Here is a 13,661-nt window from a genome sequence, read left to right as displayed (position 1 = left end):
GGACCGCGTTAGCGGTGGAGGGGGGGCCACCGAAGGTGGCTGAGGGGTAATAGTAGAAAACGGTAAGAGCAACTTCAGCGGGAGCCCCCTCCGCCCTGCGGGCACCTCCCCCATAGATGGGGGAGGTAGAACCAAACACCCGACAACCCTCCCTCTTTAGAGGGAGGGGGGACCGCTTGCGGTGGGTGGGTGGCCGCGGAGCGGCTTGATATTAGCAGAAGACGGTGGGAGCGACTTCAGCGAGAGCCCACTCCGCCCTGCGGATACCTCGCCTATGGATGGGGGAGGTTGGAGACAGCTATCATCAATTCCTCTTTATTTAATGTCATATTTCCATTTTATCCAATCAGGAGCATAGACTATGGATAACCGCTTCCGTGTGCCCAAAAACCAATCTTTGGTGAAACTTGCCAAAGAGCTTCGAAAAAATATGACCCCTGAAGAGAAGAAGCTGTGGTATCAGTATTTAAGGACTTATCCTATTAAGTTTTACAGGCAGAAAGTTATCGGTCATTATATCTGTGATTTTTACTGCCCCACCATCCGGCTTGTCATAGAGCTGGATGGAAAACAGCATTACAACGAAGAGGACGCTGCCTATGACAGGGAAAGAACCGCATTTCTGGAGTCCTATCACATCACCGTGATTCGATATTACGATGGGCTGGTACGTAAACAGTTCGGAGAAGTCTGTGAAGACATTGATCGTATAGTGAAAGAGCTTATTTGGAAAAGGAGTAAATAAGGGAATACCTGCAAAGCAGCTACAGCGGTAATCCAACTTTAACCCTCCCTCTTCAGAGGGAGGGGGGACCGCTTGCGGTGGCAAGGGAACTGGAGTCACAGCAGCGAACACAATTTGGAGGAGCGAAGCGACGCGCAAATTGTTGTGAGTCGCTGATAGCCGTGCTGTAGGGAGCCGCAGACGACTGAGAATCCAGTGACACGCTTCCCCACGGGTGGAAAGGTGGCCGCGAAGCGGCTGGAGTAATAGCAGAAAACGGTGGGAGCAACTTCAGCGAGAACCCCCTCCGTCTCGCTGCGCTCGCCACCTCCCCCCCATAGATGGGGGAGGTAAAGCCAGCATCCCAACCTCCCCTCTTTAGAGGGGAGGGGGACCGCGTTAGCGGTGGAGGGGTGGCCACCGAAGGTGGCTGGAGTAATGGTAGAAGACGATGTGAGCAACTTCAGCGGGAGCCCCCTCCTCCCTTTGGGCACCTCCCCCATAGATGGGGGAGGTTAGAAATAAAAAAACGCGGCGCTATATTACTTTGTGCGCCGCACCTTCCCCTCAGCCACCTGAGCCACCTTGCCCGCAGGGCATGACCCCTCAGTCACTTTAGACTGCCTTATACATCCTGACTGACTATATTCTCAAAAGGAGATACCCCAATGAGTGCCAATAAAGTAAAAACCAAATTCGTCTGCTCTAACTGCGGGGCGGAGACGTTGAAATGGATGGGCCGCTGTCCCCAGTGCGGGGAGTGGAATACCCTGGAGGAGCAGGTGGAGGCGCCGGCGCCGAAGAGCCTGTCCCTGGGCCTGAAAGACGATATCCTTACTCCCGCAAAGCCCCAGAAGCTGTCTTCCATCCACTACAACGGGGACAAGCGCATCCTTCTCCACATGAAGGAAGTGGACCGGCCCCTGGGCGGCGGTATTGTGCCGGGGTCCGTCATTCTCTGGGGCGGGGAGCCGGGCATCGGCAAGTCCACCCTTATTCTCCAGATCTGCCACGCCATGGCGTCCCAGGGGAATTCTGTGCTCTACTGCAGCGGGGAGGAGTCGGAAATCCAGGTGAAACTCCGGGCAGAGCGGCTCCATGTGAATGACGAGAACTGCTACATCTACGCCGGCAGCAGCATCGACAGCATCATCAAGGAAGCGGAGACCATCAAGCCCGCCATGCTGGTGATCGACTCCATCCAGACCATGTATATTTCCGGCGTAGACTCTCCCATGGGGAGCCCTGCCCAGATCCGGGACTGCACATCGGCTCTCGTGCGGTTCGCGAAGAAAATGAATATTTCCGTCATGATCATCGGCCACGTGACGAAGGAAGGAAACCTGGCGGGCCCGCGAATCCTGGAGCACATGGTGGACGTGGTGTTCTATTTGGAAGGGGACCGGAGCTACCAGTTCCGGGTCCTTCGGACCGTGAAGAACCGCTTCGGTTCTACCTCGGAGTCGGGACTCTTCGTCATGGAAGGCAGCGGCCTCAAGGGTATCGAGGACCCGTCGAAGTACCTTCTCCGGAACCGTTCGGAATCAGCGCCGGGGTCCATGGTGGTGGCCTGTATGGAGGGCCTCCGGCCGGTGCTGGTGGAAATTCAGGCCCTCACGGTCCATTCGGTGCTCGCCATCCCCAGGCGCATTGCCGCCGGCTATGACTATAACCGGATGATTATCCTGCTGGCGGTGCTGGAAAAGAGGGTGCGCATTCCCTTTTCTTCAGACGACGTGTACCTGAACGTGGCAGGTGGCTTCCGGGTGAAGGAAACGGCGGCGGACCTGGGCATCGCCCTGGCCCTGGTGTCCGTAAAAAAGGACATCCCCATCCCCGGCGGCCTCATGGCCCTTGGGGAAATCGGCCTCACCGGAGAAATCATGCCGGTCTCCAAGATCGGCCCCAGACTGAAGGAAGCGGTGAAAATGAAATTTACCCGTTTCCTCCTGCCCGAAGGAAACAAAGAAGAGGTCACGGACTTCTGCAAAAGCAATGGCCTCTCGGGACTCCTGGACTCCATGGTCTTCGTGAAACACCTGAAGGATGCCATTGAGTATATACGGTGAGATTGAGGAGTGAATCGAAATTGTTGGATAGGGCCGGAGGTCCTGAAAATTAGGAGTTAGGAATGAGGAGTGAGGAGTGGTGGTGCGCCGCGTCAGAATGAAGAGCGGCGCGGAGTTTGTATTTGGCTTACCGCTATCCGCTTACAGCTGACCGGTATTTGCCGCGGAGCGGCTGTTAGTCTTAATATCAATATCAATCTCGACCTCATACCACCGATTCGCCATATACTGCGAGTCATGTTAAAATAGATGAGTAATCGTTTGCTTTCTGATTTCTAAGGAAGCATGGATAAATTCTATAAAATCACAATTTTGAGGAGGTTTCATCATGAAAAAGGGAAAATTATATGGCATCGGCGTGGGACCGGGGGATTCCAAGCTTTTGACCGTCAAAGCGGTGGAGGCTATCCGGAATGCGGATATGATCATTACGCCGAAGACGGAGAAGAAAGAGGGCTCCGTGGCTTTCAACATTGCAAAGCCCTATATTCCGGAAGGCACCGCACTCCTTCCCATGGTGTTCCAGATGAATAACGACATGGACGCCGTGAAGAAGCAGTGGGTGGAAAACAGGAAGATTATCCAGGAGAAACTGGATGAAGGGAAGAACCTGGTGTTCCTCACCCTGGGGGACCCCATGCTTTACAGCACCTACATGTATATTTTCAATGAATTCAGGGATTCCCCGGACTACGAAGTGGAGACCATCCCCGGCATTCCGGCGTTCCTGGGCATTGCGTCCTACATCGGCATGCCGGTGACGGAATGGGAGGAAAATGTGCTCATCATTCCAGCCACCGCGGACCATGAAAAGTTCGACAAGGCCCTGGCGGCTTCGGATAATGCGGTAATCATGAAGGTATACAAGAGCTTCGCCTTCGTACAGGAAGAACTCCGCAAGCACCATATGATCAAGCGGGCCGTCATGGTTTCCCGGGCCGGGCTTCCGGATGAAATCATCCAGAGGGACCTGGACAGCCTTCCGGCAGACTATAAACCGAACTACCTCAGTACGATTATTGCGAAGAGAGATGAATAACCATGGCAGGCCTCATCCGTCCCCGCATCGTCATTGCGGGCACCAACAGCGGTGTAGGTAAAACAACGATTGTCACGGGCCTTCTGGCCTGGTTCCATTCGAAGGGACTGAAGGTCCAGCCTTTCAAAGTGGGGCCGGACTATATTGATCCGGGATTTCATGAAAAGGCGGCGGGCCGTCATTCCTATAACCTGGATACCTGGATGACGCCGGCGGACCGGCTGCCCGCCAATTTCAGCTACCTTTCCAGGAATGCCGACATTTCCATTATCGAGGGGGTCATGGGCCTCTACGACGGCGGTGCCAATGGCGTTTCTTCCACCGCCGATATCGCCAAACGTCTTGGCGCGCCGGTGGTGCTGGTGCTGGACTGCAAGTCCGTGGGATACAGCATCGCCGCCACGGCCCTGGGTTTCCGTGAATACGATAAGGACACCCACATTGCCGGGGTCATCCTGAACCGCCTGGGGTCTGACCGTCACGAAGCCATGGTGCGGGAAGTGATGGAGAAAATCCATATGCCCGTGCTGGGAGCTTTCCACCGGGACGACGGGCTGAAGACGCCGGAACGGCACCTGGGCCTCACGCCGGTGACGGAAATCGAAACGGCAGACCTTATCCGCCATATGGGGGAAGACGCAGGAAAATGGGTGGATACGGAAAAACTTCTGTCCATTGCCAGAAGTGCAGCGCCCCTCATGGTGGAGGAGGAAGAGGAAAAGGCACCGGAAACCAGGGTGCGCATCGGCGTGGCGAAGGATGAAGCCTTTTCCTTCTATTACCCCGCCAGCCTCCATTACCTGGAAAAACTGGGGGCAGAGCTGGTGCCCTTCAGCCCGCTCCGGGACAGAGCTGTCCCGGACGTGGACGGCCTCATTTTCGGCGGCGGATTTCCGGAAATGTTCCTCCACGAACTGGAAGACAACAAAGAAATGAAGGATTCCATCCGGAAAGCGGCTGCGGAAGGCATGCCCATTTACGCGGAATGCGGGGGGCTCATGTACCTCTGTGAAAAAATCCAGGGCTTTGATGGTGACAGTTACGACATGGCAGGCCTGGTACCGGGCATCTGCGAAATGCAGAAGAAACTGCAGCGGGTAGGCTATGTCACGGGAAAAGCCCTCCGGAAGAGCATCATTGCCGATGAAGGGGATACTTTGAAGGGCCATGAATTCCACTTCTCCACCCTTCGCTGCGGAGATGACTTCCCCTGGGCCTACAGCCTCCAGGGTACAAGGCAGCCCAGGGGACACGAAGAGGGGTATGCAAAGGACAATGTCCTTGCCAGTTATCTCCACCTGTCCTTCGAAGGCAACCCAAAGGCAGCAGAAAAGTTCATGGCGGCTTGTGAAAAGTATAAGAAAAATGGAAGATAACTGAATTCGTGAAAATTAGGAATTAGGAATTAGGAATGGTGGTGCGGCGCATAAATATTAGAGCGCCGCAAAGTATGTAATTTGCGGCTTTGCCGCTGGATACATCATTTGTGCCGCTTTAAAATCTTGATGCGGCACACAACCATTCCTCATTCCTCATTCCTCATTCCTCACTCCTCATTCTCAGTCTATTCACACCATTGGTCATTTCATTTATACATAGCTACGAGGAGAATACTATGGAACAGAAAGGCCTTGTTCTCATCAACACGGGAACGGGAAAAGGGAAAACTACGGCGGCTCTGGGAACGGCGGTCCGGGCCTGGGGAGACGGGCAGCGGGTGCTGATTCTCCAGTTTATCAAGGGCGCCTGGAAGTACGGAGAGCTCAAGGCCATCGAAACCCTGGGCAAAGCGGATGGACGCATTGAAATCCGCCCCATGGGGGATGGCTTTGTGTTTCACAATAAGAAGGACCCGGACAACGAAGAGCGGCTGGCGGAAAAGAAGGAGCTGGCCCGGAAGGCCTGGGACATGGTGAAGGAAGAGGTCATGAGTGACCGCTGGGACCTGGTAGTGCTGGATGAGGTGAATTATGCCATCCACTTTGGCATGCTGGACACCTCAGAGGTGGCAGACCTCATCAAGGCCAGGCCTTCCCGGCTCAATATGATCCTCACCGGCCGCTATGCGCCGCAGGAACTCATCGACCTGGCGGATACGGTAACAGAAATGACCCTCATAAAGCACGCTTTCCAGAAAGGCATCCGAGCGAGAAGGGGAATTGAGTTTTAAAGGGCTTCGCCGGGCTCCGGCCTATGGCCGGGGATATGCGTGGCAGGGCTCTGCCTGACGGCATGGCAGTGGCCCTCGGCCAGGGCTGGAGGCGGAGCGCACAAAATTATATAGCACCGCGAATATTATATAATTCCTTTCCTTAAGCCCAGGCGGCAGCCTTAGCCTTGACGAAGTCACAGCCTTGTCCGCAGGACAGAGCCCCGGCCAAAGGCCGCAGCCGTTTCTATCAAATATGAGATTTCTATTGGAAAGTGTCCCATTTGGTCCCGTTCTTCTTTACATAGTACCGTGGGCATGATAAAATTTTCTAAGTTGTAGGTTTAATTTTACCCAGTAAATGAGGGATGTAAATGGCACTTTATGTGAAGAAATTCGGTGGCAGCTCTGTGGCTACACCGGAGAAAATGCTGAATATTGCGAACCGTGTGCTCCGGGACCGGAAGCCGGGGGACAAGATCGTCATCGTTGTATCCGCCATGGGCGATACCACCGATGACCTGCTGGACCTGGCATCCCAGGTATCCTCTGTGAACCATGGACGGGAAATGGATATGCTTCTGGCCACGGGGGAGCAGATGTCCATTGCCCTCATGGCCATGACGTTCCGGAAGCTCGGGGTTCCTGCGATTTCCCTGACCGGACCCCAGGCCGGAATCATCGCCGGCGGTGCCTATGGCAAGGCCCGGATCGATGATGTAAAGCCGGAGAGGGTATTCCGGGAACTGGAAGAAGGAAAAATCGTCATTGTAGCCGGTTTCCAGGGCCTCATGCCCAACGGCGACGTGGCTACCCTTGGCCGCGGCGGCTCCGATGCCACGGCGGTGGCCCTGGCAGGTGCCATGCATGCGGATATGTGCGAAATCTTCACGGACGTGGACGGCATTTATTCTGCTGACCCCAGGCACGTGAAGGGCTGCATCAAGATGAAGGAAATTACGAATACGGAAATGCTGGAAATGGCCCGGCTCGGCGCCGGTGTCATGCAGCCCCGGAGCGTGGAACTGGGGATGAAGTACCATATTCCCATTCACGTTCGGTCTACATTTACAGATGACGAAGGAACCATTATCCGGGAGGTGTGCACAATGGAAGGAAAGAATGAAGTGGTAAGAGGCGTAGCCCAAGATGCCCATGCAGCAAGAATTGCGGTGCTGGGTCTCCGGAATATTCCCGGTGTGGCTTACATGGTTTTCTCCGCACTGGCGGAAGACAATATTGCAGTGGATATGATCGTACAGAGTGTACGGAATTCCAATGATGACAAGACGGATATCATCTTCACCATCGAAGATACGGACCTGCCCGACGCAAAGCGGGTACTGGAAAAGATGCGGGATGAAGGAAAACTGGAAGAGGTCATCTATGATGATGACACGGCCAAGGTTTCCGTTGTGGGTGCCGGCATGCTCGGCGCTCCCGGCGTGGCTGCCCGTATGTTCGGCGCCCTGGGCAGAGCCAATGTGAATATCGATATCGTAAGTACGTCTGAAATCAGTATTTCCTGCCTGATTCTCCGGAAAGACCTGGATAAAGCGGTGCAGGCAATCCACGATGAATTTTTTCCCCGTGCCAAGGCTGAATAAAGAATAGAAGAAAACGAAAAGCACAGGTCTTTTGCCTGCGCTTTTCGTACGTTATGGAGGTTTTAAGTGATGAGATGGAAAGAAGGGGACCTGGTCCACGGATTCCGTGTGGGCCCCATGTCCCATATTGAAGAGGTCAATTCCGATGTGTACATGATGGAGCACGTAAAGAGCGGCGCCCGGCTCATGTACCTGGATAATGACGATGACAACAAGGTTTTTTATATCTGCTTCAGGACAACCCCGGATAATTCGAAGGGCACGCCCCATATCATGGAGCATTCCACCCTCTGCGGTTCCCGGAAATATCCGCTGAAGGAACCATTCGTGGAACTGGCCAAGGGGTCCCTGAATACCTTTTTGAATGCCATTACCTGGCCGGATAAGACCATGTATCCCATTGCCAGCCGGAATGATGTGGATTTCCACAACCTGATGGACGTGTACCTGGATGCGGTGTTCTATCCGAACTGCCTGAAGAATCCCCAGATTCTCATGCAGGAGGGCTGGCATTATGAACTGGAAAATAAGGATGCCCCGCTGACGTACAATGGCGTGGTGTACAACGAAATGAAGGGGGCCCTGTCCTCTCCGGAAGCCATCATGGAGGACCGGGCCATGGAGAAACTGTTCCCCAATACCACCTACGGCGTAGAGTCCGGTGGGGACCCGGAAGTGATTCCGACCCTGTCGTTCCGTGAATTCACAGAATTCCACCGCCGTTTCTACCATCCGTCGAACAGCTACATTTTCCTCTACGGCGATATGGATATCGACAGCACCCTGGCTTACATGGACCACGATTACCTCTCTGCCTTTGACAGGAGAAATGTGGACTCCGCCGTGAAGACCCAGTCCCCCTTCGCCAAGAGGGTGGTGGTGACGGCGCCCTACGGTATTGCGGAAAATGAAAGCACCGAAGGGAAGGGCATCCATGCCCTCTACGTGGCCATGAATGACCACATGTCCACCATGGAATCCCTGGCATTCCGTATCCTGAATTACGTGCTCATTGATATGGACGGGGCTCCTTTGAAGCAGGCCATCCTGGACGCCGGTATCGGCAGCGACCTGTCCGGCGCCTATGGCGACAGCTACAAGCAGCCCGTCTGGACCGTAGAAGTGACGGGTTCGGAAGTGGAAAAACAGCAGCAGTTCGCTGATGTCCTGGATAGTGCCCTCCGGAATATCGCACTGAAAGGCATCGACAAGGATATGCTGGAAGCCGCCCTGAACCGGACGGAATTCACAGCCCGGGAAAATGATTACCAGGGCCGTCCGAAGGGACTGTTCTACGGCGTAAGGGCCATGGATATGTGGCTCTACGACCGGGACCCCATGGCGGCGCTGCGGTACATCGACGATATCAATACACTTCGGAAGAACCTGAAGACAAATTACTTCGAAAACCTGCTCCTGAAGTACGTCATCAAGAATCCCCACCAGGTACTCATCACCATGAAACCGGAAAAGGGACTCACCGAAAAGATGAATAAGAAAACGGCGGAAAAACTGGCTTCCTTCAAGAGCAGCCTCTCCGATGAACAGCTGGATGAAATCATGGCCTCCACGAAGGCCCTGAAGGAACGGCAGGCTTCGGGAGAAACGGAAGAAGCCCTGAAGACCATTCCCCTCCTTTCCCGGAAGGACCTGAAACGGCCCATGGAAGAGGAAAACCTGGAAAAGGACGAAGTCCAGGGCATCCCGCACTTCCATTTCGACGTTCACACGAACGGTATTTCCTACGTGAACCTCTATTTCAAACTGGCGGATCTTACGGAAGAGGACATTCCCTATGCCATTCTCCTGTCCACCCTGCTCCGGAGCCTGTCCACCACGAAGCACAGCTACAGTGAACTGGCCCGGCTCTCCAACGCCTACACCGGCGGCATGAGCTTTGCCATTAACGCTTACGGCAAAGTGGACGATGCGTCGGACTACCTGCCCACTCTTACGGTGCGGGCAAAGGCGCTGACTTCCAAAGCCGATAAGCTCATGGACCTTCTGGGTGAAATTATGAACCACACCCTCTTCACCGACACGAAGCGGCTGAAGGAACTGGTGCTCCAGGAAAAATCGGAATGGGATATGAGCGCTTTCTCCCGGGGCCATACCCTCATGATGACGCGGCTGTCCTCCTATTTCTCCCTGGGCGGTGAATTTGCAGAACAGTCCGGTATGAGCTACTACTATTTCCTGTCGGACCTGGTAAAGGACTTCGACAAGAACGCCGAGGCCCTGGAAGAGAAGCTGGCTGACCTGACCCGCCGGATTTTCACGAAGGCCAACCTCTTCTATGAGACCGTAGGCGAAAAGGAAGAAAAAGAGGAAATCAACCGGAACCTGTCCCTTGTCATCGGCGACATGGCAGAGGGGGAGAAGAAGGAAACCCATATTTTCCACTTCCCGCCGAAATATAAGAACGAAGCTTTCCTCACTTCCGGCAAGGTGCAGTATGTGGCGAAGGGCGGCAATTTCAAGGACCACGGCTTTACCTACACCGGCGCTCTCCGGGTAATGGAAACCATCCTCCGGTATGAATACCTGTGGAAGAAGGTCCGGGTCCTCGGCGGTGCCTATGGCGCCTTCACCCAGTTCATGCGGGACGGTACGTCCATCCTCTGCTCCTACCGGGACCCGAACCTGGGAAAGACGATCCAGGCCTATGAAGAACTGCCGGATTATCTGGAACACCTGGAACTGTCGGACCGGGAAATGACAAAGTACGTCATCGGCACCATGGCGGCTGACGAAATCCAGTTCACCCCGTCCATGAAGGGGGAACGGGCCATGGTTCACTACCTCTCCGGCAACACCCGGGAATCCCGGATGAAGATCCGTGACGAAACGATCAACTGCACGGTGGAGGACATCCGGAAACTGGCACCCCTCGTACGGAGTGTCATGAAAGATCCCTACCTCTGCGTCATGGGCAGCGAAGACAAGATTAAAGAAGACAAGAAGCTCTTTGATATCGTCCGCTCCATGCCGGACTGATGAAAGTCAGAACCCGGTTTGCCCCGAGCCCCACGGGCCGCATGCACCTGGGAAACCTGTGGATCGCCTTCCTCAACTGGCTGTGGACGAAGCAGCAGGGAGGCGCCACGGTACTCCGGATGGAAGATATCGACCGGGACCGGTGCCGGAAGGAATACGAAGAAGGGATCCTGGAAGACCTCGACTGGATGGGACTTACCTTTGATGAAATGCCGGGGGAGGAGCATCCCTACGGCTCCCTCATCCAGAGCGAGCGGTACGGTTTCTATGGGGATATCCTTTCCTCCATGGAGAAGAGGGGAGCCCTCTATCCCTGTTACTGCAGCCGGAGCCGGATCCATAAGATTCTCTCCGCGCCCCATGAGGGGGAAGAAACGCCCATTTACGACGGCCACTGCCGGAATCTGACGGCAGAAGAACGGGCATCCATGACGAAAAAGCCCTGCCTCCGGGTACGGATGGAAGAGGGGAACGTCACATTCCACGACCTCTTCTACGGCGATGAAACCAGGCATTTGTCCGCGGGAAAAGACGACTTCGTCATCCGGCGGGCCGATGGTCTCGTGGCCTACCAGCTGGCGGTCTCCGCCGACGACGGCACCATGGGTATCACCCACGTATTCCGGGGCAATGACCTCCTGCCATCCACGGCATACCAGGTGTACCTCATGGAAACTTTAGGGTATAAAGCGCCTGTTTACGGCCACCTTCCTCTTCTCGTAGACGGGGAAGGGGTAAGGCTCTCCAAACGGCAGCACGGCATTACCATCAAAGAACTCCGGGAGGACGGATACAGGCCGGAAGACCTCATTGGCCTCCTCCTCCACTGGGCCGGTGCCCTGAAAGACATCGGCCCCGTAAGCCTTGGGGAAGCGGAAACCGTCCCCTTTGAAAGAATGACGGGGCTGAAAGAAAGGCATATTACTGTATTGTGATAGGGCAGCGGCCTGCGGCCGGGAAGTTGATGAAGATCTAGATCTAGACCTAGACCTAGATCTTCAGGGCCTGCGGCCCGGTACTACAAAAAAACGTCGGATATGGATAATTCATATCCGGCTTTTTTGCGTGGGTGGAGGAAGGGCTGAGGGCTTACCGGGCATCAGCGGATTGCGGCAGAAACATCGAGGACGTAGTTACCGCCGTGTAAGGAAACCCCAGAATGCAGCCCTTTGGAGAAGGGGCGTGCCAAAGGCGCAGGATGGATTGGTGAAATCATCAGCAGAGCCGCTGGACTTTCACTCTTTCTCTGAATTTCCTCTGCTGATTGGGGAATGGGAAAATATGTACTTTATCTGCTTTGCTGAACCCGCCTCTGCGAGGCGGATCCATCCCCCGCCCTTCTCCAAGGGGGCACGCTTTTGTCGTCTGTAATCACAAAGATAATGAAATACCGGTGTTGGACTATTCCCACATTCCACTCCCCGTCATTTCGAGCGGTGGTAAGCAGCACTTATGACTGTAACTATAAAAATCGCTACAGCTTTGAGGAGTCGAGAAATCTTTCTTGCATTTGGGATTGCAGTGCCTTTCAACGCCCCACCAGAGATGCAGAAATGTTACCGACTATTACCAGGGAGATCTCTCGACTCTTCCCCACATACTATTCTTATCATTTTCCCCATTCCGCCGTTTACCACCGCTCGAGATGACGAGGAAAGAACGGAGTCTGAGGGATGAGTACGTTTTCTGTAGAGATGACACATTCCACTCCCCGTCATTTCGAGCGGTGGTAAGCAGCACTTATGACTGTAACTATAAAAATCGCTACAGCTTTGAGGAGTCGAGAAATCTTTCTTGCATTTGGGATTGCGGTGCCTTTCAACGCCCCACCAGAGATGCAGAAATGTTACCGACTATTACCAGGGAGATCTCTCGACTCTTCCCCACATACTATTCTTATCATTTTCCCCATTCCGCCGTTTACCACCGCTCGAGATGACGAGGAAAGAACGGAGCCTGAGGGATGAGTACGTTTTCTGTAGAGATGACACATTCCACTCCCCGTCATTTCGAGCGGTGGTAAGCAGCACTTATGACTGTATCCATAAAAATCGCTACAGCTTTGAGGAGTCGAGAAATCTTTCTCGCTTTTGAGAATACAATGCTTTTCAACGACTGATCTGATGTGCATGACCGTTACCGACAATTACCGGATAGATTTCTCGACTCTTCCCCACATGCTATGTTTATCATTTTTTCTACTCCAATGTTTACTACCGCTTAAGATGACGGGGGACGGATAGCGGCAAAGAATATAAACGGGCTTTCACTACCATCATAAAACGGCGCTATATATTCCTGCACCGCCATCATCCCCTCAGCCCCCTCGGTCACCTCAGTCACTTATCACCCTCACACTGATTTCCTCGACCTCGATCTCAATCTCGACCTCATCCCCCCACCTTTCCCCACGAGGTGGGGATTTTTATTTTTCTCTCCCACCTTTTCCCACAGGATTTTTTATTGTTTCCGGAAAGGGAGCACAGGGGAGAAAGAGGAGAAACTCCAGTATTTATCGTATATTTCGAAGATGGGACTTTTAATTTCAGCCAAAGACCAAACAGACTTTTCCGTTGTAGGAAAGTGGGGGAATGTGGTAGAATGTGGATAAATGTGGAGGAGGTGGAAGGATTATGTTCATGAATGAATATTCGCATACGATCGATGCCAAAGGTCGTATGATCCTTCCTGCCAAGTTCCGGGAAGAGCTGGGGGCGAGTTTTGTGCTGGCCCCGGGCCTCGATACGTGCCTCTGCATCTATCCGAAGGAAAAGTGGGATGCCCTCATTGCGAGGCTCCAGAAGCTGCCTTTTACGAACCACAAAGTAAGAAAAATCATGCGTCACCTCATCGGACGGGGGACGGAAATGGAATGCGACAAGCAGGGGAGAATCCTCATTCCCCAGCATCTTCGGACCTTTGCCCAGCTGAAGAAGGATGCGGTCATCGTTGGTACGGGCCCTATCATTGAAATCTGGGATCCGGCACTCCTGGATGCCGATGAAAATGGGGACGAGTCCATGGCAGATATTGCGGATTCCCTGGATCTGCCGCTGAATTTTGACTTATAAGGAGG

The 13,661-nt window shown here is 53.9% G+C and carries 9 protein-coding genes; all 9 read left to right on the top strand.

The annotated features are described in order from the left end of the window. Positions 1-361 precede the first annotated feature (361 nt). The 9 genes from ACFWUL_RS05640 (at position 362) to mraZ (ending at position 13,656) form a co-directional block, all read left to right on the top strand. A complete protein-coding gene (locus ACFWUL_RS05640) occupies positions 362-745 on the top strand; it encodes an endonuclease domain-containing protein (protein ID WP_416178057.1) in 384 nt (127 codons plus the stop codon). 647 nt (positions 746-1,392) lie between these two features. Continuing rightward, positions 1,393-2,793 (top strand): DNA repair protein RadA, encoded by a 1,401-nt coding sequence (radA, locus tag ACFWUL_RS05635; RefSeq protein ID WP_297020047.1) that lies wholly within the window; start codon positions 1,393-1,395, stop codon positions 2,791-2,793. 328 nt (positions 2,794-3,121) lie between these two features. Continuing rightward, the gene (cobI, locus tag ACFWUL_RS05630; RefSeq protein WP_297021328.1) at positions 3,122-3,832 is read left to right on the top strand and encodes a precorrin-2 C(20)-methyltransferase; all 711 of its coding nucleotides are present in this window, start codon (positions 3,122-3,124) and stop codon (positions 3,830-3,832) included. A 2-nt stretch (positions 3,833-3,834) separates the two neighbouring features. Then, complete coding sequence (locus tag ACFWUL_RS05625; protein ID WP_416178056.1) at positions 3,835-5,208, top strand: cobyrinate a,c-diamide synthase; 1,374 nt, start codon at positions 3,835-3,837, stop codon at positions 5,206-5,208. Between the two features lie 239 nt (positions 5,209-5,447). Then, the gene (cobO, locus tag ACFWUL_RS05620) at positions 5,448-6,002 is read left to right on the top strand and encodes a cob(I)yrinic acid a,c-diamide adenosyltransferase (RefSeq protein WP_416178055.1); all 555 of its coding nucleotides are present in this window, start codon (positions 5,448-5,450) and stop codon (positions 6,000-6,002) included. A 353-nt stretch (positions 6,003-6,355) separates the two neighbouring features. Then, a complete protein-coding gene (locus ACFWUL_RS05615) occupies positions 6,356-7,588 on the top strand; it encodes an aspartate kinase (protein ID WP_297021319.1) in 1,233 nt (410 codons plus the stop codon). A gap of 69 nt (positions 7,589-7,657) precedes the next feature. After that, the gene (locus ACFWUL_RS05610) at positions 7,658-10,585 is read left to right on the top strand and encodes an insulinase family protein (protein ID WP_416178117.1); all 2,928 of its coding nucleotides are present in this window, start codon (positions 7,658-7,660) and stop codon (positions 10,583-10,585) included. Next, the gene (gluQRS, locus tag ACFWUL_RS05605; protein ID WP_416178054.1) at positions 10,585-11,520 is read left to right on the top strand and encodes a tRNA glutamyl-Q(34) synthetase GluQRS; all 936 of its coding nucleotides are present in this window, start codon (positions 10,585-10,587) and stop codon (positions 11,518-11,520) included. Before ACFWUL_RS05610 ends, gluQRS begins: the two co-directional genes overlap by 1 nt. A 1,698-nt stretch (positions 11,521-13,218) precedes the next feature. Next, positions 13,219-13,656, top strand: a complete 438-nt coding sequence (mraZ, locus tag ACFWUL_RS05600) for a division/cell wall cluster transcriptional repressor MraZ (protein WP_297021315.1) — start codon at positions 13,219-13,221, stop codon at positions 13,654-13,656. The last annotated feature ends 5 nt before the right edge of the window (positions 13,657-13,661 follow it).

Origin of the sequence: Dialister sp. (genome assembly GCF_047832375.1) — a bacterium.
Taxonomy (GTDB): domain Bacteria; phylum Bacillota; class Negativicutes; order Veillonellales; family Dialisteraceae; genus Dialister.
Note: the sequence above shows the minus strand (reverse complement) of the source record. Positions and strands in the feature narration are given on the sequence as shown.